21 protein-coding genes, 5 tRNA genes and 1 pseudogene are annotated in these 26,301 nt (G+C 69.6%); 13 read left to right on the top strand and 14 right to left on the bottom strand.

Going from position 1 to position 26,301, the window contains the following annotated elements:
• Positions 1-18: 18 nt before the first annotated feature.
• From ACIRRY_RS15260 to ACIRRY_RS15270, 3 genes are read right to left on the bottom strand one after another with little or no spacing between them, the layout of a single operon-like run.
• A complete protein-coding gene (locus tag ACIRRY_RS15260; RefSeq protein ID WP_403972347.1) occupies positions 19-738 on the bottom strand; it encodes a leucine-rich repeat domain-containing protein in 720 nt (239 codons plus the stop codon).
• An 11-nt stretch (positions 739-749) separates the two neighbouring features.
• Entirely contained in the window at positions 750-1,310 is a 561-nt protein-coding gene (locus ACIRRY_RS15265; protein ID WP_403972349.1) for an NADPH-dependent FMN reductase, read from the bottom strand.
• Between the two features lie 9 nt (positions 1,311-1,319).
• Entirely contained in the window at positions 1,320-1,766 is a 447-nt protein-coding gene (locus tag ACIRRY_RS15270; RefSeq protein ID WP_403972351.1) for an NUDIX domain-containing protein, read from the bottom strand.
• A 315-nt stretch (positions 1,767-2,081) separates the two neighbouring features.
• Between ACIRRY_RS15270 and ACIRRY_RS15275 the strand changes: the two genes are divergently transcribed.
• A complete protein-coding gene (locus tag ACIRRY_RS15275; protein ID WP_403972353.1) occupies positions 2,082-3,536 on the top strand; it encodes an aldehyde dehydrogenase in 1,455 nt (484 codons plus the stop codon).
• 23 nt (positions 3,537-3,559) lie between these two features.
• Here ACIRRY_RS15275 and ACIRRY_RS15280 read toward each other — a convergent pair.
• From ACIRRY_RS15280 to ACIRRY_RS15300, 5 genes and pseudogenes are all read right to left on the bottom strand, one after another.
• Positions 3,560-3,754, bottom strand: a pseudogene (locus ACIRRY_RS15280) (MFS transporter); the annotation flags it as partial.
• Positions 3,755-3,844: 90 nt separating this feature from the next.
• Positions 3,845-4,537 (bottom strand): response regulator transcription factor, encoded by a 693-nt coding sequence (locus ACIRRY_RS15285; RefSeq protein ID WP_019073849.1) that lies wholly within the window; start codon positions 4,535-4,537, stop codon positions 3,845-3,847.
• A 4-nt stretch (positions 4,538-4,541) separates the two neighbouring features.
• Positions 4,542-5,963 (bottom strand): sensor histidine kinase, encoded by a 1,422-nt coding sequence (locus ACIRRY_RS15290; RefSeq protein WP_403972356.1) that lies wholly within the window; start codon positions 5,961-5,963, stop codon positions 4,542-4,544.
• Between the two features lie 49 nt (positions 5,964-6,012).
• Positions 6,013-6,927, bottom strand: coding sequence for a lysostaphin resistance A-like protein (locus ACIRRY_RS15295; protein WP_403972358.1), 915 nt, complete (start codon positions 6,925-6,927; stop codon positions 6,013-6,015).
• A gap of 388 nt (positions 6,928-7,315) precedes the next feature.
• Positions 7,316-7,897 carry a TetR/AcrR family transcriptional regulator gene (locus tag ACIRRY_RS15300; protein WP_403972360.1) on the bottom strand — a complete coding sequence of 194 codons (582 nt, stop codon included), beginning with the start codon at positions 7,895-7,897 and terminating at the stop codon, positions 7,316-7,318.
• 57 nt (positions 7,898-7,954) lie between these two features.
• Here ACIRRY_RS15300 and ACIRRY_RS15305 point away from each other — a divergent pair, with 57 nt between their 5' ends.
• Positions 7,955-8,854, top strand: a complete 900-nt coding sequence (locus ACIRRY_RS15305; RefSeq protein ID WP_403972362.1) for an alpha/beta fold hydrolase — start codon at positions 7,955-7,957, stop codon at positions 8,852-8,854.
• Between the two features lie 119 nt (positions 8,855-8,973).
• On the opposite strand, the gene ACIRRY_RS15310 is transcribed toward ACIRRY_RS15305, so the two are convergent.
• The 4 genes from ACIRRY_RS15310 to ACIRRY_RS15325 all read right to left on the bottom strand — a co-directional run bounded on the left by ACIRRY_RS15310 (position 8,974) and on the right by ACIRRY_RS15325 (position 13,746).
• Positions 8,974-9,046: transfer RNA gene (locus ACIRRY_RS15310), tRNA-Lys, on the bottom strand.
• 109 nt (positions 9,047-9,155) lie between these two features.
• Positions 9,156-10,733 (bottom strand): amino acid permease, encoded by a 1,578-nt coding sequence (locus ACIRRY_RS15315; RefSeq protein ID WP_403972364.1) that lies wholly within the window; start codon positions 10,731-10,733, stop codon positions 9,156-9,158.
• Positions 10,734-10,910: 177 nt separating this feature from the next.
• Complete coding sequence (locus ACIRRY_RS15320) at positions 10,911-13,016, bottom strand: DEAD/DEAH box helicase (protein ID WP_403972366.1); 2,106 nt, start codon at positions 13,014-13,016, stop codon at positions 10,911-10,913.
• Positions 13,017-13,236: 220 nt separating this feature from the next.
• A complete protein-coding gene (locus ACIRRY_RS15325) occupies positions 13,237-13,746 on the bottom strand; it encodes a hypothetical protein (RefSeq protein WP_403973586.1) in 510 nt (169 codons plus the stop codon).
• Positions 13,747-14,053: 307 nt separating this feature from the next.
• Here ACIRRY_RS15325 and ACIRRY_RS15330 point away from each other — a divergent pair, with 307 nt between their 5' ends.
• From ACIRRY_RS15330 to ACIRRY_RS15370, 9 genes are all read left to right on the top strand, one after another.
• Positions 14,054-14,404 (top strand): metallopeptidase family protein, encoded by a 351-nt coding sequence (locus ACIRRY_RS15330; protein WP_403972368.1) that lies wholly within the window; start codon positions 14,054-14,056, stop codon positions 14,402-14,404.
• Between the two features lie 596 nt (positions 14,405-15,000).
• Positions 15,001-16,503: a metallophosphoesterase gene (locus tag ACIRRY_RS15335; protein ID WP_403972370.1), complete on the top strand. Its 1,503-nt coding sequence runs from the start codon at positions 15,001-15,003 to the stop codon at positions 16,501-16,503.
• 200 nt (positions 16,504-16,703) lie between these two features.
• A tRNA-Glu gene (locus ACIRRY_RS15340) sits at positions 16,704-16,776 on the top strand.
• Positions 16,777-16,825: 49 nt separating this feature from the next.
• Positions 16,826-16,900: transfer RNA gene (locus ACIRRY_RS15345), tRNA-Asp, on the top strand.
• A 24-nt stretch (positions 16,901-16,924) separates the two neighbouring features.
• Positions 16,925-16,998: transfer RNA gene (locus ACIRRY_RS15350), tRNA-Phe, on the top strand.
• A 110-nt stretch (positions 16,999-17,108) separates the two neighbouring features.
• Entirely contained in the window at positions 17,109-17,420 is a 312-nt protein-coding gene (locus ACIRRY_RS15355; RefSeq protein ID WP_403972371.1) for a hypothetical protein, read from the top strand.
• Between the two features lie 182 nt (positions 17,421-17,602).
• Positions 17,603-21,577 carry an ATP-dependent RNA helicase HrpA gene (hrpA, locus tag ACIRRY_RS15360; RefSeq protein ID WP_403972373.1) on the top strand — a complete coding sequence of 1,325 codons (3,975 nt, stop codon included), beginning with the start codon at positions 17,603-17,605 and terminating at the stop codon, positions 21,575-21,577.
• 95 nt (positions 21,578-21,672) lie between these two features.
• Positions 21,673-21,747, top strand: a tRNA-Asp gene (locus tag ACIRRY_RS15365).
• A gap of 407 nt (positions 21,748-22,154) precedes the next feature.
• Entirely contained in the window at positions 22,155-22,334 is a 180-nt protein-coding gene (locus ACIRRY_RS15370) for a DUF6274 family protein (protein WP_403972375.1), read from the top strand.
• A gap of 403 nt (positions 22,335-22,737) precedes the next feature.
• Here the strand turns inward: ACIRRY_RS15370 and bldC are convergent, their stop codons facing one another.
• Positions 22,738-22,944 carry a developmental transcriptional regulator BldC gene (gene bldC, locus ACIRRY_RS15375; protein WP_003949541.1) on the bottom strand — a complete coding sequence of 69 codons (207 nt, stop codon included), beginning with the start codon at positions 22,942-22,944 and terminating at the stop codon, positions 22,738-22,740.
• A gap of 572 nt (positions 22,945-23,516) precedes the next feature.
• A complete protein-coding gene (locus tag ACIRRY_RS15380; protein WP_403972377.1) occupies positions 23,517-24,362 on the bottom strand; it encodes a hypothetical protein in 846 nt (281 codons plus the stop codon).
• A gap of 223 nt (positions 24,363-24,585) precedes the next feature.
• Between ACIRRY_RS15380 and ACIRRY_RS15385 the strand changes: the two genes are divergently transcribed.
• Both ACIRRY_RS15385 and ACIRRY_RS15390 read left to right on the top strand, forming a co-directional pair.
• Entirely contained in the window at positions 24,586-25,677 is a 1,092-nt protein-coding gene (locus tag ACIRRY_RS15385) for a Leu/Phe/Val dehydrogenase (RefSeq protein WP_403972379.1), read from the top strand.
• 274 nt (positions 25,678-25,951) lie between these two features.
• Positions 25,952-26,209 (top strand): DUF3073 domain-containing protein, encoded by a 258-nt coding sequence (locus ACIRRY_RS15390; RefSeq protein ID WP_328681855.1) that lies wholly within the window; start codon positions 25,952-25,954, stop codon positions 26,207-26,209.
• Positions 26,210-26,301 lie beyond the last annotated feature (92 nt).

Here is a 26,301-nt window from a genome sequence, read left to right on the forward strand (position 1 = left end):
CAAGCGGCAACCCTCGCCTCACAAGAGGACGACGCACCCCCGCCGCTCCAGCGCGGTCAACAGCGCCGCCGAAGGCTCGCAGGCGTTCCATCGCAGGTCCAGTTTCTCCAGGGAGGGCATCGTCGGCACCCATTCCGGCAGGAGTGTGAGGCGATTGCTTCGTAGGTCGAGTTGACGCAGCAGGGGCAAGTCGGCGAGCACCGGGGGGAGTTCGGTGAGGGCGTTCTCGCGCAGGTCCAGGTGACGTAGTTCGTGGAGGTCGGTCATGGACGTCGGCAGGCCGTCGATCTCGTTGCCCCGGAGCCAGAGTTCGCGCAGGTCGCGGAGGCCGCCGATGCTGTCGGGCAGGGTGGTCAGCCGGTTGTGCTGGGCCCGGAGTTCGATCAGGCCGGTCATGCGGCCGACGGCCTCGGGCAGGGCGGTGAGCGTGTTCTCGCCGACGTTGAGATAGCGCAGCCGGGTCAACTTGCCCAGGGTGTCCGGGAGTTCGGCCAACGTGTTGTCGTGCAGGTAGAGGAAGCCGTCGAGGTCGGTCAGGTCGCCGAGTTCGGCGGGCAGTGCGGTGAGGCGGTTGTGACCGAGGTCCAGGGTGGTGAGGCGGTGCAGGTGTCCGATCTCGGGCGGCAGGTTCGTGAGTCCGTTGTCCGCGAGGATCAGGACCTGGAGTTCGGTGCGCCGCCAGACCGACTCGGGTACTTTTCCGAGCTGTCGGCGCCACAGGTTCAGCGTGTGCGGCACGGTTCACTCCCTCATGGGGTGGGTCGGTGGTCACGCCCGGTTGCCACCAACAGCCGTATCACCTCTACGAGTTGACGGCGTACGCCCGCGTCCGCGACGAGCCCGTCCGCGCCGAGCAGCCCCCGGTCCACCGGGATCTTCACACAGGCCGACTCCACGATGTCGGCGCCGGTGTAGCCGAGAACGGTCCGCAACGTGGCCTCCGCGCCCGAACCCCGCCCCGGTGCGGCCGAGTTGACCCAGGCCACCGGCTTGTCACAGATCTCGGTACCGCCGACCGTCCAGTCCAACAGGTTCTTGAACGAGCCCGGCAGGGTCCCCGCGTACTCGGGGCTGCAGATCAGAATCCCGGCGGCCCGGTCGATCGCCGCCCGCAGCCCGGCCACGGACGCCGGCAACGGGTCCGTGTCGTCATCGGGGTTGAAATGCGGAAGCTCCGCGAGCCCGTCGTACAGGACGGCGTGTGTCCGGGCGTCCGCCGCGACGTCGTACGCGGTGCGCAGCACGGCCTCGTTGGAGGAGCCGGCCCGGAGGCTGCCGGACAGCAGCAGGATCACTGGTGGCGTGGACATCCGGTCAACCTACGCCCAACCGTGCAAGGCCACCCGTGTCTCACTCCCGTCGAGATAGCGGTCAAGGGCCTGGGCGTTGCCCCGGACGAAGTTCTCAGGAACGGCGCCGACATCGACCCACCGCACCTGCGCGTGTTTGAGGGGCTCGCGGTTCTCGGGTTCGCCGGTCCACTCGTCGGTGACGAAGACGACCGTGAGGTAGCCGCTCGGCGCCTCGACCCCCGAGGCGGCGTGGACGACATGAACGACCTTCAGCGACTCCGCCGCCACGACGAGCCCGGTCTCCTCGTACAACTCCCGTACGGCGGTGGCGGTTACAGGCTCGCCGGGTTCGTTCTTGCCGACGGGAAGATCCCACATCCCGCGCCCGAACCTGGCGTGCTCGCCCCGCTGGATGAGGACCACACGACCCGCGGCCCTGTCATGGACGATGACGGCGGCGACCAGGAGGGTCATGCGGTGCCGGGCCTGACGGTGGCGTGGGTCCGGCCGCTCCACGCTCGGGCCACGTAGTGGTCGGTGTACACCGTCATGCCTCCCGTGGGCTGGCTGGAGGCTTTGGAGAGTAGCGGTAGTTGCCCGCGAACAACGCGGTGAGGGCGGTGAGGGCGGTGAGCGCGGTGAGCGCGGTCTTGCAACCGATCTTGTCTTACTCGACCAGGTTGCCGGACGGATCGATGCGGCCGGGCGCTGTCCGTCCCTCGAAGGCGGTCAGTAACCCTTTGCTGAGCCCGTCACTGAACCCGTCGCTCCGGGACCGAGAGGACGATCATGATCACCTACGACAAGGTGTTCATCGGTGGCACATGGACCGAGCCGAGCAACCCGGAGCTGCTCGACATCCTGTCCCCGCACGACGAGTCGCTCGTCGGGCGCGCCGCCCAGGCCCGGCCGGCCGACGTGGACCGTGCGGTGGCCGTCGCCCGCGCGGCCTTCGACGAGGGGACCTGGCCGAACACCCCGCCGGCCGAGCGGATCGCAGTAGTGCGCCGCCTCAACTCCCTGCGCGAGGCACGCGCCGAGGAGATCGCGGCCGTGATCACCGCGGAGAACGGCTCCGCCGGCTGGTTCACCCGCGCCGGGCAGCCGAGCCTGACCCGGCAGGCGGGCGCCTACCTGAAGGCGGCCGAGGACCTGGCGTGGGAGGAGACCCTGACTCCCACCGACCCCGCGGCCACCGTGCGCAGCGTGGTGCGCCGCGAGGCGATCGGCGTCGTGGCCGCCGTCATCCCGTGGAACTCGCCGTTCTCCGCCTCCCTCGCGAAGATCGTTCCGGCGCTGCCGGCCGGCGACACGGTCGTCCTGAAGGTCTCCCCGGAGAACTCCCTGAGCATGGGCCTGCTCGCCGAGCTGCTGGCCGAGTGCGGGTTGCCCGCGGGCACGATCAGCGTGCTGCCGGCCGACCGCGAGACCAGCGAGCACCTGGTGTCCCACCTCGACGTGGACAAGGTCGCGTTCACGGGTTCGACCGGCGCCGGGCGCCGGATCGCCTCCATCGCCGGCCAACAGCTCAAGCGCGTCAGCCTGGAGCTCGGCGGCAAGTCCGCCGCCGTCGTCCTGCCCGACGCCGACCTCGCGAGGTTCACCGCCGGCCTGGCCTTCTCCTGCCTGCTCAACAACGGCGAGGCGTGCATCGCCCAGACCCGCATCCTCGCCCCGCGCAGCCGCTACGAGGAGGTCGTAGCCGCCGTACAGCAGGGCGTCGAATCACTGAAGGTCGGCGACCCGCGCGACCCGGACACCTTCATCGGCCCGATGGTCCGCCGCGACCAGCAACAACGGGTGCGCGACTACATCGAGACCGGCATCAAGGAGGGCGCACGCCTGGTCACCGGAGGCCCGCAGGTGCCGGCCGGCCTGGAGCGGGGCCACTACGTCACCCCGACCGTCTTCGCCGACGTCGACAACTCGATGCGGATCGCCCAGGAGGAGATCTTCGGCCCGGTGCTGGTCGTCATCGCCTACGACGACGAGGACGACGCCGTGCGCATCGCCAACGACTCCGAGTACGGCCTGTCCGGCGGCGTCTGGTCCGCCGACGAGCAGCACGCCCTGGCCGTCGCCCGCCGCATCCGCATCCGCACCGGCACCGGCACCGTCACGGTCAACGGCGCCCCGATCGGCTTCGACGGCCCGTTCGGCGGCTTCAAGGCCGGCGGACTGGGCCGCGAGTACGGCTTCGCCGGTCTGGACACCTACCTCGAATACAAGACCGTCACCATCTGATAAATGACCGTCACCCTCTGTCACCCGTCGAGCAGGGGGCCGACGATGCTGGCGACACCGTAGACGGAGCCGAACATGCCCTGGTAGCGGCCGCGTTGGGCGGGGGCGACGACGTCGCCGACGAGGGCGAAGGTCAGCACGATCATGCCGCCGCCGCCCACGCCCTGTACCGCGCGGGCCGCGATGAGCAACCTGCCCGTCGGCGCCGTCGGACCCACAGCCGCACATCAACCGGTGGATCCGTACTGAGCCGGTGCCGGTGGCTGTGCCTCGCGGGTGCGGATGGGGTGTCTGTCAGGGCCGCCGGTTCACGGTGTGCCGGACGCCAGTCCGACCCGGTAGGCGAGGACGACCGCCTGGACCCGGTCGCGCAGGGCGAGCTTGGCCAGGATCCGCGAGACGTAGGTCTTGACCGTCTCGGGGGTGATGTACAGCTCCGCCGCTATCTCCGCGTTCGACAACCCCTCGGCCAGCTGCCGGAGCACCTCCAGTTCGCGGGGCGTCAGCGCGCGTACGACGTCCTCTCTGGCCGGCCGGGAGGACTCGGCCGGGCGCAGGTGCTCGGCGTAGTGGCCGATGAGGTGGCGGGTGACGGCGGGCGCCAGCAGGGCCTCGCCCCGGGCGACGGTCCGGATGCCGTTCACCAGCTCCGCGGGCGGCGCGTCCTTGAGGAGGAACCCGCTGGCTCCGGCGCGCAGCGCGTCGTAGACATGGGCGTCGACGTTGAACGTGGTGACTACCAGCACCTTCGGCGGTTCTCCGGCGCCGGGGCCGGCCAGTTGCCGGGTCGCCTGGATGCCGTCGAGGAGGGGCATCCGGATGTCCATCACGACCACGTCGGGGCGCAGCCGCCGCGCGGCTTCCACCGCCGCGTGCCCGTTCTCCGCCTCGCCGACCACCTCCATGTCGGGCTGGGCCGAGAAGATGGTGACGTAGCCGGTCCGCACCAGTTCCTGGTCGTCGCAGACGAGCACACGGATCGGTGGCGGCGCGTCACTCACGGGGTCACTCCTGAACGGGCTCGGGATCGGGATCGGGATCGGGCTGGGACTGGGACTGGGACTGAGGTTGGGGCTGAGGCTGGGACTGAGGTTGAGGCTGGGGCTGAGGCTGGGACTGAGGTTGGGGCTGAGGTTGAGGCTGGGGCTGGGACGGAATCGTGGCACGGACCTCGAACCCGCCCCCGGGCCGGGGTCCGGCCTCCAGTTCACCATCGAGCATCCGCACTCGGACCCGCAGCCCGGCCAGGCCTCGTCCGCCCTCGGGGCCCGGCTCGCGGGTGACCGGCACGGCCGTCGGGGTGGTGACGGGGACGGGTCCTTCGGTGGTCACCCCGATCTCGACGCGCTCCTCGCCGTGCCGGACCAGGACCCGTGTCGGCTGCCCGGTCGCGTACTTCATCGCGTTGGTGAGCGACTCCTGTACGACCCGGTACGCGGCCAGTTCCACATCCACGCTCCGGGGCCGCCGCTCGCCCCGCTCGCTGAACTCCACCGGCTGACCCGATCTGCGGGCCTGCTCGACGAGGTCTCCCACCCGGCCGAGAGCGGGTCCCCGGCCCCCGGGCGAGGAGCCCTCACGGGCGGCGCCGTCGGTCGCGGACCTGGAGGCCGTAGACCTGGAGGCCGTGGACCTGGAGGCCGTGGACTCGCCGGTCGCCTCCAACACCCCCAGCAGATAACGGAGTTCCGTCAGGGCCCGGCGGCCGGTGTCGCTGACGGAGGCCATTCCCGTAGTGGCCCGTTCCGGCGCGGACGTGATCAGGAACTGTGCCGCGTCCGCCTGCACCACCATGGCCGTCACATGGTGGGTGACCACGTCGTGCAGCTCCCGGGCGATCCGCGCCCGCTCGGCGGCCGTGGCCAACTCGGCGGCCAGCCGCCGCCGTTCCGCCTCCTCGCCGCGCCGCTTGCGCACACCGCTCCCCACCAGCCGGACCCCGGCCAGCACCAGATAGAAGGCGAGATAGTCCGTCGGGTCCTGCGGGGAGCCGAGCCGGTGCAGGACGACGGCCAGCACCGCATACCCCGCACTCGCCACACCCGCCAGACCCGAACGGAAGCGGACCTGGTGGGCTCCGGCCGAGTACAGCGCCAGATACAGCCCCATGCTGCCGAACGTCGTCGCGAAACCCAGCGCCTGGTGCACGGCGAACGCGGCGGCGACGACAACCAGACAGCCCGCGGGCCGGCGGCGGCGGGCCGCCAGGGGCAGGGTCTGAGCCAGGATCAGTCCGAGGCCCAGCGCGTTCGCCGGCCGCTCGGGCAGATCGCCGATCTGCGCCCCGATGGCCGACAGGGTCGGCACGAAGGCCAGCAGGGTGAGCACCAGGGCGAGGACACCATCCTTGAGGAAGGCGTCCTGCTCCTTCCACCGGTCGAGCGGTACCCGCAACCGCGGTGTCCGCAAAAGGTCCTGACGCAACATCGCTTGCCTCTTCCTCCGATCAGCCGGGTGTCCCGTGAGGCGGTCCGCGTCAGCGCTGGACGGGACGCCGGGGCCGCAGACCGCCGCTCCGGGCGGCGAGGACGAACATCCGGACGGTGAGCAGCACACCGATGAGGACGGGCACGATCGATGCCTCCAGACCGAAGGTGCCGCCGCTGAGCAGGGCGGAGCCGTGGGTGTCGACCGTGAACAGGCCCTTGGGAGTCTGTCCGGAGACCGGGATGCCGAGCAGTTGCTCGGCGGTGTTCCAGACGAAGTGCAGGCCCGCGACGAACCAGATGCTACGCCGCCACAGGAACGCGACGCCGAGCATCACACCGGCCTCCAGGGCGATGGCGAGCGCGCTCCACGCACTGGCTCCCGGAGCACCCAGGTGGGCGACGCCGAAGAACAGACCGGTGATCACGATGGCGGCCCGGCTGCCCCACCGCTGTTCCAGAGCCTGGAGGGCGACACCGCGGAACATCAACTCCTCGGTGACCGCGGCGCCGGCCTGCACCATCGCGGCGGACCAGACGACGGAGAAGAAGCCGTTGCCCGCCCAGGAGAACGAGTAGCCCCCGAACATCGTGATCAGGAGCGCGGAAACGAGGACGAAGCCCAGGCCGACCGCACCGCCGCGCAGCGCCTCCCGGCCGGCCCCCTGCCGGGCGATCTCCGGGGTGGAGCGTCCCGCGACCCGGCGCATCACCACCCAGTACACGGCGACCGCCGCGACCGCGCCCAGCACCGGCACCGGACCGGGGCCGGTCGCGGTCAGCCCCGAGACCAGGCCGACACCCACCAGGCCCGTCAGCATCCAGCCGAGCGGAGCACGGACGATCCGGCCGAGACGGCCGCCCCGGTCGCCCCGGTCGCCCCGGTCGCCCCGGTCGCCCCGGTCGCCATCGTCCTCGTCCGGGCGGGACCCTGCGTCGTCGTGTGCGGCGGACGGCGTGCTCATCGTGACCTCCCTGCGGCGACGGCCACTCCGACGGCGACCGACCTGACGACCACGCTAGAAATCCGCCGGAATCCGCGAATCACCCGCGCAGGGACGGTCGGGGTAGCTCTCGCGGGGGATGCGCAGCGCCTGCGGGCCGATTCGGTCGGCTTCGCCCTTCACGGAACACGGAACACGGAGTCGTGAGGCGCCACACGGAACTGACGGTGTGACGGTCCCTGTCCGTTGTCCCCTGCCCGTTGTCCCCTGTCCGTAGTCCCCTGTCCGTAGTCCCCTGTCCGTTGTCGCTCAAGTCGCCTATGAGCGCGGCCAGTTGGTGACCGGCAAAGCCGTAAGTACGGTGCCGGCCTCGTCGCTTTCCCGGAGATGGACGGTCAAGTCCGGCCGGTCAACTCGGCACAGCCTCGGCATTCCTGGCGGCGGCTGCCGCGACGGTTGCCAGGTCGTCGCCCGAGAAGCCGGCGCGGCTCAGCACCGCCAGGGATTTGTTCGTCGCCACCGTGCACAACGCCAGCTCCGCGGCCTCCTGTTCACCGGCTCCCGCCGCCAGCAACGCCTGCTCCAGCCTCGCCCGCAGACCGTCGATCATGGCGCGGACCATCTCCCGACCCTCCGCGTCGAGCGCCGGGAACTGCGTTGCCGACACCGTGAGCAGGCAGCCGTCCGGGACCGTCGGGTCGGCGATGCGGTTCAGGGCGACCTGAAGGTACGCGGCCACAACGGCGCTCGGGCTCGAGTGGGGGCCGGACAGCGCCTGCTCGTACAGCGGGTGGTAGGTCTGCGCGTACCGTTGGAGGCTTTTGCGGAAGAGGGCGCTCTTGTCGCCGAAGGTGCCGTAGAGCGAGCCCCGGCCCAGGCCCGTGCCCTCGGTCAGGCGATCGATCGAGGCCTCCGAATAACCCCAGCGCCAGAAGACGTGCATCGCACGTCGTAGCGCCTCGTCCACGTCGAACTGCTTTCGGCCTGCCATGGTCCGTCAGCCTACACATCTTGTACCGATCGTTCAAAGATGGGTAGGGTCGCCGGCATGACAAGCCTGAGTTCGCTGCGACTGCCCGACGGATTCCTCGACGTCTTCACCAGCCGGCTCGTGGAGGTGAACGGACTGCGGCTGCACGCGGTCACCGGTGGGGACGGCCCGGCACTGCTGCTGATCGGCGGGTGGCCCCAGACCTGGTACGCCTGGCGGGAGGTGATGCCCGCGCTCGCCCGCCGGCACACCGTCGTCGCCGTCGACTCGCGCGGGGCCGGGCTCTCCGACAAGCCCGACGACGGGTACGACGCCGGCACGCTGGCCGCCGATCTGGTCGCGTTGATGGCCGCGCTCGGGCACGACCGGTTCGACGTGGTCGGCCACGACATCGGCACGTGGACCGGATACGCCCTCGCCGCCGATCACCCCGAGCGGGTGGGCCGACTCGCCATCGTCGAAGCGGTGATCCCCGGCCTCACGCCGTCCCCGCCGTTCTTCGGCCCGGCCGCGGCCAACCTGAGGCTCTGGCAGTTCGGCTTCAACCGGCTCACCGACCTCAACGAGGAACTGGTCCGGGGACGCGAACGGCTCTTCTTCGGCTGGCAGTTCGCCACCAAGGCCGCCACGCAGACCGCGATCCCCGCGTACGCCGTCGACGTCTACGTCGACGCGATCACCGCGGATCCGCGCGCACTGCGAGCGAGCTTCGCGTACTACCGGGCGCTGGACGAGACGATCGCGCAGAACGAGCAGCGCGGCAGGACCCGGCTGACGCTGCCGGTGCTCGCCGTCGGCGGCGCGCTGTGGAGCGGCGAGAACGCCGCCCAGACGATGCGACTGGCGGCCGACGACGTCACGGGGGTCGTCCTCGACGACTGCGGCCACTACCCGGCCGAGGAGCAGCCGGCACGGTTCGTCGAGATCCTGGAGGACTTCCTCGCGGCCGGCCGGTAGCACTCCGCCGGTACAACCGCTCACGCACGGGCCCGGACACAGCGGTGCCCCGACCGTCCGAAGACGCTCGGGGCACCGTAAAAATGCAGGTCAAGGCCCTCCGGAGAGGAGCGACCTCGTAGACCCTGTGGGACTCGAACCCACAACCAATGGATTAAAAGTCCACTGCTCTGCCAATTGAGCTAAGGGTCCCCGCGATGTTGCCTCCCCGAGCATAGCGGGAGGTGGCCGTGTCTCCGATCGGGTATCGGGGACACGGCCGTGCCGGACGGGGGGAACCAGGTCGGACGGGTCCGGAGTGTTACGGATCTACCGGTTCGGGCGCCCCGGATCGCGCCGCCTCCCGCGCCTTCGTGCGGGCGTGTTCCGGGTTCAGGAACCAGTGGCGGGCCGATGCCGTCCACCAGGCCGCGGCGAAGCCGAGCACGACCAGCACCGCCACCGGCGCGTAGTTGAAGGACTCCCAGGTGATCGGGGAGACCTGCGGGAGCATGAAGAGAACCGTGATCACGATCACCCAGACCACCGACACCGTGCCGATCAGCCGCGACCACCGGCCCAGGTGCCACGGCCCGCGCTGGAAGTCGTCCCCCTTGCCCAGCCGCAGCAGCGTCGGGATGACGTACGCGATGTAGAGGCCGATCACGGCGATGGACGTGACCGCCGCGTACGCCGTCACATTGATCAGGTAGGGGAGGCCCAGCACCAGCGCGCCCGCCGCCGCCAGCCACACCGCCGCGACCGGCGTCCGGGTGCGCGGGCTCACCGTGTGCCAGACGCGCGAGAACGGGAGCGCGCCGTCGCGTGAGAAGGCGTAGATCATGCGGCTGTTGGCCGTCACCGACGCCATGCCGCAGAAGAGCTGGGCGCCGATCACCACCAGGAGCAGCAGCTTGCCCGCGGTGGCTCCCAGCGCGTCCAGGAGGATCTGGGCCGGCGGTGCGCCCGTGGCCGAACCCAGCTCCTTGTCGTAGGACTGGATCGCGTACGTGAAGCCGAGGAGGAGGACGAAGCCGGCGATCCACGACGTCCAGATGGAGCGGACGATGCCCTTAGGGCCCGCCGTCGACGCGTCGTGCGTCTCCTCCGTCATATGGGCGGAGGCGTCGTAGCCGGTGAAGGTGTACTGCGCCATCAGGAGGCCGAGGAGGACGACGTACACACCGCTGCCCCAGCCCGTGTTGTTCACGAACTTCGTGAACACGAAGGTCGTGGACTGGTGGTGGTCGGGGACGAAGGTCAGCGCGCCCACGATCACGCCGACGCCGAGCACGTGCCACCACACGCTCACGTTGTTGAGGATGGCGACGATCTTCACGCCGAACGTGTTCAGCAGGCCGTGCAGGATCAGGATCGCCGCGAAGAGGAGGACCGTGCGGCCCGGGGTGACCTCGAAGTCGAACTGGAGGTTCAGGTACGCGCCCAGGAACGACGCCGCCCCGAAGTCGATGCCCGCGGTCACCGCGACCTGGCCGAGCACGTTGAACCAGCCCGTGAACCACGCCCAGGCCGCCGCGCTGCGCGGGGGCGCCAGGCGATGGGCCCAGAAGTACAGGCCCGCCGACGTCGGGTAGGCCGAACAGATCTCGGCCATCGACAGGCCGACGAACAGCGTCATCAGGCCTACGGCAACCCAGCCCCAGGTGATCACGGCGGGGCCGCCCGTGTTCATGCCGAAGAGGTAGAGCGTCAGGCAGCCCGACAGGACCGAGATGATCGTGAAGGACACCGCGTAGTTGGAGAACGCCGACATGCGGCGGGCGAGAACCTGCGTATAGCCGAGCTGGGCAAGCCGTTCCTCGTCGGAGAGACCGGTGTGACCCGGGTGACCGGGGGGATCTCCCTTTGACAGCCCACTCGCTATGGCGTCATCTGTCATGCCCCCAGCGATTCCCACGCCGGGGACGTGACATGCGCCACGTAAGGACTCGATAAGGACTCGAAGTGGCCAGAAAACAACCCCGGGGACGAAGGGCATGGACAGAAAAGCGGCCCCCACCCGATCTCCCGGGCAGGGGCCGCTTCACTACGTCAGTTCACGCCAGGTCACTTGACCTCAGCCGTTGCGCTTCCAGCGGGGCTTGTCGTCACGGCGGCCGAAGGAACCGGTGCCGGTACCCGTGCCGGTCGTGCCGCGGTGGCCGGACGGACGGTCGTGGCCGCCGGCGCGGAAGCCCGGGCGGTCGCCCTGGCGGTCACGGTTGAACGGGCGGTCGCTGCCCCGGTGACCGGTCGTCGCGGGACGGTCGTCGCGACGGAAGCCGCCCGACGCCGGACGGTCGCTGCCACCGCGGTCGTCACGGCGGAAACCACCGGACGGACGGTCGTCACGACGCTCGAAAGAACGACCACCACGGTCGCCGCCACGGTCACTGCCACCACGGTCGTCGCGACGGAAACCGCCACGGTCACCGCCGCGGTCGCTGCCACCACGGTCGTCACGGCGGAAACCACCGGACGGACGGTCGTCACGACGCTCGAAAGAACGGCCACCACGGTCACTGCCACCACGGAAACCACCGGAGGGGCGGTCGTCACGGCGGAAGCCGCCACGGTCGCCGCCGCGGTCGTTGCCACCGCGGTCACGGCGCTCGTAGTTCCCGCGGTCGTCACGCTGCTGACGCGGACGGTCGTAAGAAGAGGACTCCTCGCGCACCGGCGCCTCGGCGGCGGCCGACTGCTCGGACACCACGGCCTCGGCCGCGGCCTCCACCACGGCGGCGGCCTCGGCGACCGCGGCCTCCGGGTCGTCGCCCCGCTCGCGCGCGGCACGGGCGATCAGCCGGTCGGACTCCTCGCGCAGCTCGGACGCGCGGCGCGTGGCCCGCTCCAGCTCCTTGGTGAGCTGGACGACCTCGCGCTCGGCCTGCTGCGCGGCGTCGCCCGCCGACTGGGCCTGGACCTCGGTCATCGAACGGGCGCCGGTGATCTCGGCGACCTCGGGCTCGAAGGCCGTACCGGTGTTGATGATGTGACGCCCGGCGTCGACGCCCGCGTCCTCCATCAGCCGGAAGATCTGACGGCGCTGGTGCGGCAGGGAGAGGGAGACGACGGTGCCCGTACGACCGGCACGCGCGGTGCGGCCCGCGCGGTGCAGGTAGTCCTTGTGGTCGCCGGCCGGGTCCACGTTCAGGACCAGGTCGATGCCGTCGACGTGGATACCGCGGGCGGCCACGTCGGTCGCGACCAGCGCGTTGACGTAACCCTCCTTGAAGTCCGCCAGCGTCCGCGTACGGGCGCCCTGCGTCATACCGCCGTGCAGCGCGTCGGCCTTCACACCGGCGTCGCGCAGCTGCTCGGCGATGCGGTCGGCGCCCAGCTGGGTGCGGACGAAGATGATCGTGCGGCCCTTGCGGGAGGCGATCGCGGCGGTGACCGGCGCCTTGTCCTTGGGCTTCACGATGAGGATGTGGTGGGACATCGTCGTGACGTTGCCCTGCGCGCTGTCGACCTCGTGCACGACCTCGTCGGTCAGGTAGCGCTTGACCAGCGTGGAGATCTCGTTCTCCATCGTCGCCGAGAACAGCATGCGCTGACCGCCGGCCGGGATCTGGTCGAGCAGCTCGGTGACCTCGGGCAGGAAGCCCAGGTCGGACATCTGGTCGGCCTCGTCGAGTACGGCGATCCGCACGTCCTCGAGGGAGCAGGCGCCGCGGTTGATGATGTCGCGCAGGCGGCCCGGGGTGGCGACGAGGACGTCGACGCCGCGCTCAAGGGCGTAGATCTGGTTGCCCATCGACGTACCGCCGCAGACGACCTTCATCTTCAGGCCGAGGACGTCGCCGTAGGGCTGGAGCGCGTCGGCGACCTGCATCGCCAGCTCGCGGGTCGGGGTGAGGATGATGCCTCGGGGACGCTTCTTCTCGGTGCGGCCGCCGGACAGCGTCGCCAGCAGCGGCAGACCGAACGAGAGGGTCTTGCCGGAGCCGGTGCGGCCACGGCCGAGGATGTCCTTGCCGGCCAGGGCGTCCGGGATGGTCGCCGCCTGGATCGGGAAGGGGGTGGTCACGCCGTTCTGCGCGAGCTTGCGCACGACGCCCTCGGGGAGACCGAGCGACGCGAACGTCACCTCGGGAGCCTCCACGGCGGTGTCTACGGCCGTCTCGGTGCCCTCGTTCTCGTTCTCGGGCATGACGACGTGATCAGTACTGGAAATGGACATGCGAATGCGAAACCTTCCGGAGTATCCGTCGGCACGCGCCCGTCAACTCCGTGTTTCGCTATCGACCGCCTCAATGCGGTCCGCCACGGCTGGGGAGAGTACGCGCCACACGGCGCGCTCTACAGTGGCGCCGGGCAATGGGATCAAACGATCTACCACCTTACGCACCCACCACCCCCCAACGCAAACCGTCCCTCATTGACCTGCGTCACACCCGTCGCTACGCCGGGGAGCCGGCCGCCGGCGCCGGCTCCCGGTCCACCAGCTGCGGTACGGGGTCCTCGTGGGCCGAGGACGAGGGCTCCGCGACCGTCGGGGCGGCGGACGACGGCTGCGCGGACGGCGTCGGTTCCGGGGGCGGCGGCGTCCGCGTCGGGGTCGGCTGCGGCGCGGGCGGGGTCGGCGCCCCCGGCTTCACGCTCGTACCCGGTCTCGGCGGGACCGAGGCGGACGGGCTCACCGCGCCCCCCGAAGCCGTCGGCGAGGCCAAACCCGAGGCGGACTCCCCGGGCTTGGGCTTGCCGTGCCCGTGCTTCCCGTCCCCCGCCGACCCGCCGTACCCGAGCCCGCCCCCCGGCGCCCCCGAACCGCCGTCCGGCACGTCACCGGCATGCCGCCCGGCGGAGTGCGAGGGCTTGGCACCGCCGCCCGCGTCGTCGCCCACACTCATACAACCGGCGGCAGCGGCGACGACGGCGACCGCGGCGACCAGACGGACGGGTACGTACATGGGGCGCACGGGGCCACCTCCGAGGGCGAAAAAGGGAGTCCCCCTCTCAACTCCCGCCGCCCACCGGAAGACACGCGCCGCACCGCCCCACCCCGGCTTCCGGCCCGGAGACGACCGGTTCCCGACCCGTTCCCACCCCTCACCGACCGAGAATCGCCGTTACGGCATCCGCCACAGCCCCCGACGCCCGTCAACTCCCCCTCAACTCCCCTCCCCCAGAACCGACTTCACGCACATACCGGACAAGCGCGGTCCGCCGCCCCGCGCCCACCGCCCCGAACCGGCGTTCGTCCCGGACAATGGGCCTGTGCTGGAAATGACACGCGAGGCGTTCGAAGAGCTGGTGAGCGAGGCCCTGGACCGGATCCCGCCGGAGCTGACGCGGGTCATGGACAACGTGGCCGTGTTCGTCGAGGACGAACCCGACCCCGCCGACCCCGAACTCCTCGGCCTCTACGAAGGCACACCGCTCACCGAACGCGGCGAGTGGTACGCCGGCGTCCTCCCCGACCGGATCTCGATCTACATGGGCCCGACCCTGCGCTACTGCGCCACCACGCAGGACGTCGTCCACGAGGTCGCCGTCACCGTCGTCCACGAAGTCGCCCACCACTTCGGCATCGACGACGACCGCCTCCACGAACTCGGCTGGGGCTGACCGACCCCGGCCTCGACGAGCGACGGAGGAGCTCACCAACGAGTAGGGCACCCCCTTCCCTCCGGCCCACCCCCATGCCCGCAGCCGCGCGGGGCTGTGCCGACATGCGGTTCCGCCGCGCGAGCGCGCCCATCCCAATGCCCTCAGGGGCGCGGAGCTGTCTCGATATGCGGCTCCGCCGCGCGAGCGCCCACCCCAATGCCCTCAGGCGCGGAGCTGTGTCCATATGCGGCTCCACCGCGCGAGCGCGCCCACCCCAATGCCCTCAGGGGCCCGGGGCCGTGTCGATACGCGGCTCCACCGCACGAGCGCGCCCACCCCAATGCCCTCAGGGGCCCGGGGCCGTGTCGATATGCGGCTCCACCGTGCGAGCGCGCCCCCCCCAATGCCCTCAGGGGCCCGGGCTGTCTCGATACGCGGCTCCACCGCGCGAGCGCGCCCACCCCAATGCCCTCAGGGGCGCGGGGAACTGCGCGACCAGCCCCCACCCACCCGCACCCCGCACCCAACCCAAGCCCCCCACCCCCGCCCCGGGCTCCGACCCCCACCTCACCCCGCCCCGCATACCAACCCCCACCCCTGGGCATACGGGACCAATGGCCCGCGTCCCCGTCGCAGCCCTGAACCACCTCCGCCGAATCCAGCACACCCTGACCCGCCACCACCGCCCCCACCCCACCGTCGAACTCGTCCCCCAGCCCCACCCCTGGACCCGCGCCCTCGGCCTCGTCACGGTCGTCGTCGTCGGCGCCTGGCTCGGCCTGCTGATCGTCGGCAACGTACGGGCCCAGGTCGGCCCCATGAACACGACCATGACCCTGCGCCCGTCCCTCACCGGCGGCACCAAGATCAACGTGTCCCCGCTCGGCGCCCTCTCCCTCGACAGCCACCACGCCCCGGTCCGCCTCGACGTCAACGTCGACCAGCTGGACCCGGAACGCTCCCAGGCCCTCGTCGACCACCCCGAACGCATCTCCGGCCTCCAGGACGAGGTCGCCCGAGACGTCGAACACGGCACACTCGACCTCGCCGTACGGTCGTCGACGGCCGTGGTCCTCGGCGCCACCACCCTCGGCCTCGCGGTCTACCGCCGCCCCCGCCGCGCCCTCGCCGCCGGCGGCCTCGCCCTGACCCTGCTGGCGGCGTCCGGAGCGACGGCGTACGCGACCTGGAACCCGAAGTCGATCCTCGAACCGAAGTTCTCGGGACTGCTCTCCTCCGCCCCGTCCCTGGTCGGCAACGCGCGCAACATCGTCACCGAATTCGACGTCTACCAGAAGGAGTTGGCCCGCCTGGTGACGAACGTGACCAAGCTCTACGACGTCACGTCCACGCTCCCCGCGTACCAGCCGGACCCCACGACCATCCGCGTGCTCCACGTCTCGGACATCCATCTGAACCCCGCGAGCTGGAAGATCATCGCGTCACTGGTGGAGCAGTACGAGGTGAACGTGATCGTCGACACCGGCGACACCATGGACCACGGCACGACCGCCGAGAACGGCTTCCTCGACCCGATCGCCGACCTGGGCGTCCCGTACATCTGGGTCAGGGGCAACCACGACTCCCTCGCCACCCAGCGCTACCTCGAACACATCAAGAACGTGCACGTCCTGGACGAGGGCCGGGCGGAAACGGTCGCGGGCGTGCGCTTCGCCGGCATCGGCGACCCCCAGTTCACCCCCGACCGTTCGTCCGCCACGGGCGGCAACGCGGCGGAGGAACTGGCCGGCGACCAGCTCGCCTCCGCGCTCCGCGACCAGCGGGCCGCCGGCACCCCGGTCGACATCGCCCTGGTCCACGAACCGTCGGCCGCACGCCGGACCGACGGCGAGGTCCCGCTCGTCCTGGCCGGCCACCTCCACCACGAGGGCACCGAGGTCATGCCGCACGGCACCCGCCTCCGTATCGAAGGCTCCACGGGCGGCAGCGGACTGCGCGCGGTGGAGGGCAAATACCCCGACCCGATCGAGGCGTCGATCCTCTACGTCGACCGCGACACCCACCTCCTCCAGGCCTGGGACGAGATCAAACTGGGCGGCCTGGGCCTGACAACGGCAGAGGTCAGCCGCCACCTCCCGAAGGAGAACCTGCCTTGAGCGCCCGCCGTTTTTTCGGTTTGGCTCAGCCCCAAACGCCGTAGTACAGTCTCGTCGTGCCCAAGGGCACCGGTCAGGGCTCGACCGTCCGAAACTCCGCAGGGAGTCAAGGAGAAGCGGCACCCTTCGGGGGAAAGCGGAGTCACATGCTTCTCACGTCCCCTGGGACACCTAGACGAAGCAGAGCAGTACCGAAGAAGGCCCTCATCGTCTAGTGGCCCAGGACGCCGCCCTTTCAAGGCGGTAGCACGGGTTCGAATCCCGTTGGGGGCACGTAACACCGTGTGCGAGACTGGTTCCGCCAGTTCGCGCGCAACAGCTTGGTCCTGTGGAGCAGCTTGGAGTGCTCGCCACCCTGTCAAGGTGGAGGTCGCGGGTTCAAATCCCGTCAGGACCGCTGAGATTCCGTGAGGAATCTCGTGGCTGGGTAGCTCAGTTGGTACGAGCGATCGCCTGAAAAGCGATAGGTCGCCGGTTCGATCCCGGCCCCAGCCACAGTCAAGGCCCCGATCTTCGGATCGGGGCCTTTTTGTATGCCTCGCGTGCACCAGGGATACCATCCGGCTCAGTCGGCGCCGGGTGGCGGAACTGCGGGGGGATCGATCATGAGCCAGGACGAGGCCAGAGGCATCCGGGACACGGACCTGGAGAAGATACGGGCGCGGTACGGGCTGCTCGCGGTGGTCGGCAGCAACCTCGCGATCACCGCGGTGGCGATCTTCGGCGTGTGGCAGCTGGACGGCGACCGGGCGGTGATCGTCGGCGTGCTGACCTCGGCGTTCACCGCGATGGCGGGCCTGACGACGGCGTACCTGGGCATCAAGGCCGTGTCCAACACGGCACAGTCGATGTCACAGGACGCGGATCGTAGGCGCGATGACAAGGCGGCGACACCACCGGCGCAGCGCACCTCATAGAACGCGGCCGACACCACCCGGCCCGTCCGGCGTTTGAGGACGAGGCCCTTTCGGGGCTGACCGGGGGTCCGGGGGCGGAGCCCCCGGCAACGGCGCCCGGCCCCACCCGCACACTCCTCACCAACCCACCCCCACCAATTCATTAGCCAGGAATTTCGCCAAGGTGAGATCCTGGACGGCGTATGTCTACGCACCCCGCCTCCACAGCTGGCGCCCCGGCCCCCGCCCTCGGCGACCTCGCCCCCCGCCTGACCGAGCTGACCCTGCGCGACGCGCACCGGCTCGGGCGCAGGCTCGAAGGCGCGCGCAAGATCCGTAAGCCGGAGGCGCGCGCCGCCGTGCTCGCCGAGATCGAGGCCGAGGTGGCCCGCGGCGAGGAGCGGATGGCCGAGCGGCGCCGCCGTATCCCCGCGATCTCGTATCCGGAGCAGTTGCCGGTCAGCCAGAAGAAGGCCGACATCGCGGCCGCGATCCGTGATCACCAGGTGGTGATCGTGGCCGGTGAGACCGGTTCCGGCAAGACGACCCAGATCCCGAAGATCTGTCTCGAACTGGGCCGTGGCGTGCGCGGCATGATCGGGCACACCCAGCCCCGCCGTATCGCGGCCCGTACGGTCGCGGAGCGCGTCGCCGAGGAGATGGACACCCCGCTCGGCGAGGCCGTCGGCTGGAAGGTCCGTTTCACCGACCAGGTCAACCAGGAGTCCACCTTCATCAAGCTGATGACGGACGGCATCCTGCTCGCCGAGATCCAGACCGACCGTGAACTGCGCGCCTACGACACGATCATCATCGACGAGGCCCACGAGCGGTCGCTCAACATCGACTTCCTCCTCGGCTATCTGGCCCAACTGCTGCCCAAGCGCCCGGACTTGAAGGTCGTCATCACCTCGGCGACCATCGACCCGGAGCGTTTCTCACGCCACTTCGGCGAGGCCCCGATCATCGAGGTCAGCGGCCGGACGTATCCGGTGGAGGTGCGTTACCGCCCCCTTCTGGAGGACGAGTCCGAGGACTCCGACCGCGACCAGATCACCGCGATCTGTGACGCGGTCGAGGAGCTTCAGGGCGAGGGCAAGGGCGACATCCTCGTCTTCCTGTCCGGCGAGCGGGAGATCCGCGACACGGCGGACGCGCTGGTGAAGAAGAGCTACCGCTTCACCGAGGTTCTCCCCCTCTACGCCCGGCTCTCGCACGCCGAGCAACACCGCGTGTTCCAGCAGCACACGGGCCGCAGGATCGTTCTGGCGACCAACGTCGCCGAGACCTCGCTCACCGTCCCGGGCATCAAGTACGTCATCGACCCCGGCTTCGCCCGGATCAGCCGCTACAGCCACCGTACGAAGGTGCAGCGGCTGCCGATCGAGGCGGTCAGCCAGGCAAGTGCCAATCAGCGCAAGGGTCGTTGTGGCCGTACGTCGGACGGCATCTGCATCCGCCTCTACTCGGAGGAGGACTTCGAGGCCCGCCCGGAGTTCACGGATGCCGAGATCCTGCGGACGAACCTCGCCTCCGTCATCCTGCAGATGACCGCGGCCGGTCTCGGTGACATCGAGAAGTTCCCGTTCATCGACCCGCCGGACCACCGCAACATCCGCGACGGCGTCCAACTCCTCCAGGAACTGGGCGCGTTGGACCCTGGCGAGAAGGACCCGAGCCGCCGGCTGACGCAGATGGGCCGCAAGCTCGCCCAGCTCCCCGTGGACCCCCGGCTGGCCCGCATGGTCCTGGAGGCCGACAAGAACGGCTGTGTCCGCGAGGTCATGGTGATCGCCGCCGCGCTCTCCATCCAGGACCCGCGCGAGCGTCCCGCCGAGAAGCAGACGCAGGCCGATCAGCAACACGCCCGTTTCCGGGACGAGTCGAGCGACTTCCTCGCGTTCCTGAACATGTGGCGGTACATCCGCGAGCAGCAGAAGGAACGCGGTTCGTCGGCCTTCCGCCGTATGTGCAAGCAGGAGTACCTGAACTTCCTCCGCATCCGCGAGTGGCAGGACATCTACAGCCAACTCCGCACGGTGGCCAAGCAGATGGGCATCCAGTTCAACGAGGAGGACGCGGCCGAGCAGAGCGTCCACGTCTCGCTCCTCGCGGGCCTGCTGTCCCACATCGGCATGAAGGACGTGAAGGACGGCGCGAAGAACGAGTATCTGGGCGCCCGCAGCGCCAAGTTCGCGATCTTCCCCGGCTCGGCGCTCTTCAAGAAGACCCCGCGTTTCGTCATGTCGGCGGAACTGGTGGAGACGTCACGCCTCTGGGCGCGCGTCAACGCGAAGATCGAGCCCGAGTGGGTCGAGCCGCTCGCCGGCCACCTCCTCAAACGGACGTACAGCGAACCGCATTGGGAGAAGGACCAGGCAGCGGTGATGGCCTTCGAGAAGGTCACGCTCTACGGCGTCCCGATCGTCGCCCAGCGCAAGGTGAACTACGGCCGCATCGACCCGGAGGCGAGCCGCGAACTCTTCATCCGCAACGCACTCGTCGAGGGCGACTGGCGCACGCACCACAAGTTCTTCGCCGACAACCGCAAACTCCTCACCGAGGTGGAGGAGTTGGAGCATCGAGCGCGCCGCCGGGACATCCTGGTCGACGACGAGACGCTCTACGACTTCTACGACCAGCGGGTGCCCGAACACGTGGTGTCCGGCGCACATTTCGACTCGTGGTGGAAGCACAAGCGGACCGAAGAAGGCAGAGAACCCGAACTCCTGGACTTCGAGCGCTCGATGCTCATCAACGAGCGTGCGGGCGACATCAGCAAGGACGACTATCCGGACTCCTGGCATCAGGGGCGGCTCAAGTTCCGGGTGACGTACCAGTTCGAGCCGGGCGCGGACGCGGACGGTGTCACGGTCCACATCCCGCTCCATGTCCTCAACCAGGTCACGGACGAGGGCTTCGACTGGCAGATCCCGGGCCTGCGCGAGGAGGTCGTGACGGAGCTGATCCGTTCCCTCCCGAAGCCGATCCGCCGCAACTACGTGCCGGCACCGAACTTCGCGCAGCGTTTCCTGGCGGTTGCGGCCCCCCTCCAGGAACCTCTCCCCACCACCATGGCCCGCGAGTTGAAGCGCATGGTCGGAGTCCCGTTCACGGCCGACGACTTCGACTGGTCGAAGGTCCCGGACCACCTCCTGATCACCTTCCGGATCGTCGACGAGCGGCGCCGCAAGATCGCCGAGGACAAGGATCTGGAGGCGCTGAAGCTCCGGCTGAAGCCGAAGGCGCGGCAGGCGATCTCACAGGCGGCCGCGGCGACGGCCGAGCGCGAGGGCGGGGAGTCCCTGGAGCGCAAGGGCCTGACCGACTGGACGATCGGCTCGCTCACCCGCGTCTTCGAGACCCGTCGGGCGGGCCAGCCGGTGAAGGCGTATCCGGCGCTGGTCGACGACGGCGACACCGTCTCCGTACGGCTCTTCGACACGGAGGAGGAGCAGGCGGAGGCGATGTGGAAGGGCACGCGGCGGCTGATCGTGCGCAACATCCCGGTCAATCCGGCGAAGTTCGCGTCCGAGAAGCTCACGAACGTGCAGAAGCTCGCGCTGTCCGCGAATCCGCACGGTTCGATCCAGGCGCTGTTCGACGACTGCGCGATGGCGGCGGCCGACAAACTCATCGGTGACTTCGGCGGCCCCGCGTGGGACGAGGAGTCGTACCGGAAGCTGTACGAGAAGGTGCGCGCCGAGATCGTCGACACGACGGTGCGGGCCGTGAACCAGGTCCAACAGGTGCTGGCCGCCTGGCACGCCTGTGAGCGCCGTCTGAAGGGCGCGAGCAGCCCGGCCCTCCTCCCGAACCTCGCGGACGTACGCGCCCAGTTGGACGCCCTCGTGAAGCCGGGCTTCGTCACGGCGGCCGGGATACGCCGCCTTGCCGACCTGATGCGCTACCTCGTGGCCGCCGACCGCCGGCTCCAGCAGATGCCGACCGGCGTCCAGCGGGACACGACGCGGATGGAGAAGGTCCACGAGATGCAGGACGAGTACGCGTGGCTGCTGGAGCAACTCCCGCAGGGCCGCCCGGTTCCCTCCTCCGTCCGTGACATCCGCTGGATGATCGAGGAGCTCCGGGTCAGCTATTTCGCGCACGCGCTCGGCACGGCGTACCCGGTCTCGGACAAGCGGATCGTGAAGGCGATCGACGCGGCCGCGCCGTAACGGCGCCTGCACACCGGGTGAGTTCGACCAGGCGGGCCACCCTCCTGTACAGTTTCATCTCGCAGCACAACGCACCATCAAGTGCCGCGAAACCAGGTCCTGTGGAGCAGCTTGGAGTGCTCGCCACCCTGTCAAGGTGGAGGCCGCGGGTTCAAATCCCGTCAGGACCGCAGTGAACGACCAAGGCCCGCAACTCTTCGGAGACGCGGGCCTTATTCGTGCCCCCGTCGGCGACGACCGCGCCCGCCACCCTGCCAAGGCGGAGGCCGCGCCCGCGGCGCAGCCGCAATCAGATACAGCAAATCCCGTCAGGACCGCAGTGAATGACCCACTTCCTTCGGGGGGTGGGTTTTTTCGTGTTCACGCGACGGACTGTCAACACCGGCCGGCACCACCCAGCCCGTCCGGCTTTTGAGGACGAGGCCCCTTCAGGGCCGATGGGGGTCTGGGGGCGCAGCCCCCAGGGACGGTGCCACGCACAGGCGGTGCCACGCGCAGACGGCCCCCTTGACGCCGCCACCGGCGCCCGGTACCCAGAAACCAGGCCCCGTTCCCGCAGGGCCACTGGAGGTGGCGCATGGCGGCTTCGGTCAGGCACGAGACGCGGGCCCTGCTCCGTGCGCACCTGTCGGCCGCCGGCTCCTACCGCCACGTGACCCGGCACTGTCCGATCTGCCACCGCCTGCAGCGCCTGGCCCTGGACTCCCCGCCCCCGCCACCGGAGCCGGAGGACGATCCACCGGACCAACTCCCCTAGCGCCTCTCTTAGCGCACATAAGCCAGAGGCAACAAGCCATCCGGCATGTGACGGGTGTCACCGCATAAGTTTTTGAAACCTCGGAACTTACACCTGACCTACAACTGGTCAATTTAATATGTGCAATTGCACCCCTACGAGGGATGGTCCACAGGAGATCCGACACCCCTCCCCAGACTCCGACAAGGTCCCTCACAGGACCCCACCGACCAGACCGACCAGGCACAAAAAAGATCGCGCTGGACCCGGCGGAGTCCAGCGCGACCGACGACGCACCCTGTATTCACATGTCTGAAGAGCGTTGGGCGTGGGCTCTGTTGGGGCAGAACCCGCGTCGCTTGGAGCTGTGCTGTCGGGCGCCTGACCGGTTGGGGGACCAGCCGTTTCGCCCGTATTCAGTTGGTCAGGCTTCGCTGCGCTGCTGCGGAATGCCCGCGAGCAGTGCACGGACCTCCGCCTCGCGGTAACGGCGGTGTCCGCCGAGCGTGCGAATCGAAGTGAGCTTTCCGGCCTTCGCCCACCGCGTGACCGTCTTGGGGTCCACACGGAACATCGTGGCGACCTCAGCCGGGGTCAGCAGCGGCTCGGCATCAGGGGTGCGAGCGGTCATGAGCGGCCTCCTCGGGAGAACCGAACCTTCTCGGTTCTTTCCTCTAAATTCTGCACCTTGACCCGCGTTGCCCGAAATGGCGTGTGCGGGTCGAGTCGGTTATAGGACGAACGGCTTGTCCTCGGCACTACAACTACACCATCTGTCCAACCGCGTAGGCCAAACCGATGGAATTGCCCTCCCAGGTGTCCATCAGCGACGGAAGCCGATGGACCATGCCATAGCGGACAGTCACACCTCTGTGACGATCAGTCACAGGGGCGATCAGGAGTCATCCAGACCCCCCAAAGCGCGCAATGCCGAGATTCCGCCCAAAGCATGACGGATGGAGTCCTCCCCGGACTCCTTGTCCTATTTTGGCATGAGGAGGGGCAAGCGGCGCAAGGGATCCGCACGTGCGGTCCGTCACGCTTGGCATCAAACGTCCGGATCGGGACCTACGTCCCGTGTTGACGAACCGTAAGAATCCTATGCGCACTTGTTCGAACCTGTCAGTTCGCCTAGGCCTACGTAGGTCCACCCAGGACTACGTATGTCCACCCAGGACCGCTCAGGTCCGTCTCGGGTCCGTCTCAGTTCGCCGAGCGCCGGTCCCTGACCGACCGCCAGCGCTCCACGAGCCGCCCGTACGCCTCGCCCGCCGCCGCCCCGTCCCCGAGCCGCAGCGCCTCGATGCCGGCCGCCACGTCCGCCGCCGAGTGGTCGTCCTCCAACTCGCCGGCCGGCAGGACGTGCACGAGCCCGCCGTAGTCCAGCTCCACCAGGGACCGCGGATGGAACTCCTCCAGCCAGCGCCCCACGTCCACCAGACCGTCGATCAGCGGCCCGTCGTCGATCGCGTCCTTCAGCGTCCGCAGCGCCCGGGCCGTGCGTCGCCGCGCCTGCACCATCGGCGTCCGGTACCGCAGCATCGGCGGATCGTCCCCGGACGCCTTGTCGTAGCGCCGCTCCTCGTCGGTGACGAGCACGAACCAGTTCAGCGGCACCTGCCAGGTCGCCGTCCGGATCCACGGCCGGGCGTCCGGGTTGCGGGCCAGCCAGCGCTCGTAGTCCTGGGTCGCCTGGTCCCGTACGAGCGGCGGCAGTACGGCGTCCAGGACCGACGGCGGAAGCTCCTCCGCGAGGTCGCCCAGGGCCTGCCAGCCGCGCAGCCGGGTGCGCCAGGGGCAGACGCAGACCACGCCGTCGACCTCCACCACGAAGGCGTCGGCGCTCTCGTGCACCGGCACCGGGACCGGCGGGGTGGGCAGCAGGTCGGCCAGCGCCCGGCGCAGTTCGTCCTGGTACGACGGACGGTCCGGGCGGCGGGCGTAGCGCGTCCAGTGGCCGCGCTCCGGCTCGGGGAAAGCGGCCAGCGGTTCGTAGACCCGTAGATAGGTCGCGTACGGGACGACCACCGAGGACACCTTCTTGGGCACGCCTGCTCCCTCCCCCGCCGTCCGCCAGGAAAACCTCCGGAACCCGCTCACAAACGCGCGGGAAAACTATGCAAATCGTCGCACGATCACCCCCCTTCGGTAGGTGATCCTGAACACTGCACGGATGGCGGCCATACCCAGGCTCTACGCTCATGCCACGGCACCCGCCACCCCTTACGGGAGCCTGTCTCCAACCGCCGCCACTCACCCAGGAGTCACCACCGTGACCGACGTAGACAACGGCGTCCTGCACACCCTGTTCCACTCGGACCAGGGCGGTCATGAGCAAGTCGTGCTCTGCCAGGACCGGGCCAGCGGCCTCAAGGCCGTCATCGCCATCCACAACACCGCGCTGGGCCCCGCGCTGGGCGGCACGCGCTTCTACTCGTACGCGAGCGAGGCCGACGCCGTCTCCGACGCGCTCAACCTCGCCCGCGGGATGTCGTACAAGAACGCCATGGCCGGCCTGGACCACGGCGGCGGCAAGGCCGTGATCATCGGTGACCCGGAGCGCGACAAGACCGAGGAACTGCTGCTCGCCTACGGCCGGTTCGTGGCTTCGCTGGGCGGGCGGTACGTGACCGCGTGCGATGTCGGCACGTATGTCGCCGACATGGACGTCGTGGCGCGCGAGTGCCGCTGGACGACCGGACGTTCCCCGGAGAACGGCGGCGCGGGCGACTCCTCCGTGCTGACCGCCTTCGGCGTCTTCCAGGGCATGCGGGCCAGCGCCCGGCACCTGTGGGGCGACCCGTCGCTGAGCGGCCGTACGGTCGGCGTCGCGGGCGTCGGCAAGGTCGGGCACCACCTGGTGGAGCACCTGCGGGACGAGGGCGCCGAGGTCGTGATCACGGACGTGCGCGAGGACTCCGTACGGCGGATCCTCGACAAGCACCCGACCGGTGTGCGGGCCGTCGCCGACACGGAGGCGCTGATCCGGGTCGAGGGGCTCGACATCTACGCCCCCTGCGCGCTCGGCGGCGCCCTGAACGACGCGACCGTGCCGGTGCTGACCGCCCAGGTGGTGTGCGGCGCGGCCAACAACCAGCTGGAGCACCCGGGCGTCGAGAAGGACCTCGCCGACCGCGGGATCCTCTACGCGCCGGACTACGTGGTGAACGCGGGCGGGGTGATCCAGGTCGCCGACGAGCTGCACGGGTTCGACTTCGAGCGGTGCAAGGCGAAGGCCGCGAAGATCTACGACACCACGCTGGCCATATTCGCACGTGCGAAGGACGACGGTATTCCGCCGGCCGCCGCGGCCGACCGGATCGCCGAGCAGCGGATGCACGAGGCGGCCGCCGGGAACAGGTGAGCGGTACCCGCCGGCGAGGACTTAGAGAGAACTCTCACGTTCGTCGGCGGGTCGCCTGCCAATAAGTGGTTAAAATCGCGGTTGACCAGCGAGTACAGGGCACCTCGCGGGTCCTGGAACCCGGCACGTGCTGCGGGCGACGTACCGTATGGGCGCGGGCTCAGGTACCGTGGAAGCCCTACGGACCGGTCTCTCCACGGAGAGTCCGTTCCAGATCATGAACGCGTGTCAAGACTCTGAGGCCACCGAGCCTCGTATCCGAGGGGGTCGAGCCATGGGGCGCGGCCGGGCAAAGGCCAAGCAGACGAAGGTCGCCCGCCAGCTGAAGTACAGCAGCGGCGGGACTGACCTCTCGCGTCTGGCCAATGAGCTGGGCGCTTCGACTTCGAGCCAGCCGCCGAATGGCGAGCCGTTCGAGGACGACGACGAGGAAGAAGACGACCCGTACGCTCAGTACGCGGATCTCTATAACGACGACGGCGAGGACGAGGACGACGAGTCCGGTCCCCAGTCACAACGTCGCGGAGCTTGACGCAACAGCGTCCCTCGCAGTTTCCGCATATCCGGAGCAACTGCACCTCACCCGGTCCGGGGCAACACCGCCGGACCGGGTTTTGTGCTGCC

Origin of the sequence: Streptomyces sp. NPDC101776 (assembly GCF_044766845.1) — a bacterium.
In the GTDB taxonomy this organism is placed as follows: Bacteria; Actinomycetota; Actinomycetes; order Streptomycetales; family Streptomycetaceae; genus Streptomyces.

What these genes read in the sequence shown, in the direction of transcription:
- ACIRRY_RS15265 (WP_403972349.1), bottom strand. Translation starts at nt 1,310, where the DNA reads ATGTCCACGCCACCAGTGATCCTGCTGCTGTCCGGCAGCCTCCGGGCC.
- ACIRRY_RS15270 (WP_403972351.1), bottom strand. Translation starts at nt 1,766, where the DNA reads ATGACCCTCCTGGTCGCCGCCGTCATCGTCCATGACAGGGCCGCGGGT.
- ACIRRY_RS15275 (WP_403972353.1), top strand. Translation starts at nt 2,082, where the DNA reads ATGATCACCTACGACAAGGTGTTCATCGGTGGCACATGGACCGAGCCG.
- ACIRRY_RS15290 (WP_403972356.1), bottom strand. Translation starts at nt 5,963, where the DNA reads ATGTTGCGTCAGGACCTTTTGCGGACACCGCGGTTGCGGGTACCGCTC.
- ACIRRY_RS15295 (WP_403972358.1), bottom strand. Translation starts at nt 6,927, where the DNA reads ATGAGCACGCCGTCCGCCGCACACGACGACGCAGGGTCCCGCCCGGAC.
- ACIRRY_RS15300 (WP_403972360.1), bottom strand. Translation starts at nt 7,897, where the DNA reads ATGGCAGGCCGAAAGCAGTTCGACGTGGACGAGGCGCTACGACGTGCG.
- ACIRRY_RS15305 (WP_403972362.1), top strand. Translation starts at nt 7,955, where the DNA reads ATGACAAGCCTGAGTTCGCTGCGACTGCCCGACGGATTCCTCGACGTC.
- ACIRRY_RS15315 (WP_403972364.1), bottom strand. Translation starts at nt 10,733, where the DNA reads ATGACAGATGACGCCATAGCGAGTGGGCTGTCAAAGGGAGATCCCCCC.
- ACIRRY_RS15320 (WP_403972366.1), bottom strand. Translation starts at nt 13,016, where the DNA reads ATGTCCATTTCCAGTACTGATCACGTCGTCATGCCCGAGAACGAGAAC.
- ACIRRY_RS15325 (WP_403973586.1), bottom strand. Translation starts at nt 13,746, where the DNA reads ATGTACGTACCCGTCCGTCTGGTCGCCGCGGTCGCCGTCGTCGCCGCT.
- ACIRRY_RS15335 (WP_403972370.1), top strand. Translation starts at nt 15,001, where the DNA reads ATGGCCCGCGTCCCCGTCGCAGCCCTGAACCACCTCCGCCGAATCCAG.
- ACIRRY_RS15355 (WP_403972371.1), top strand. Translation starts at nt 17,109, where the DNA reads ATGAGCCAGGACGAGGCCAGAGGCATCCGGGACACGGACCTGGAGAAG.
- hrpA (WP_403972373.1), top strand. Translation starts at nt 17,603, where the DNA reads ATGTCTACGCACCCCGCCTCCACAGCTGGCGCCCCGGCCCCCGCCCTC.
- ACIRRY_RS15370 (WP_403972375.1), top strand. Translation starts at nt 22,155, where the DNA reads ATGGCGGCTTCGGTCAGGCACGAGACGCGGGCCCTGCTCCGTGCGCAC.
- bldC (WP_003949541.1), bottom strand. Translation starts at nt 22,944, where the DNA reads ATGACCGCTCGCACCCCTGATGCCGAGCCGCTGCTGACCCCGGCTGAG.
- ACIRRY_RS15390 (WP_328681855.1), top strand. Translation starts at nt 25,952, where the DNA reads ATGGGGCGCGGCCGGGCAAAGGCCAAGCAGACGAAGGTCGCCCGCCAG.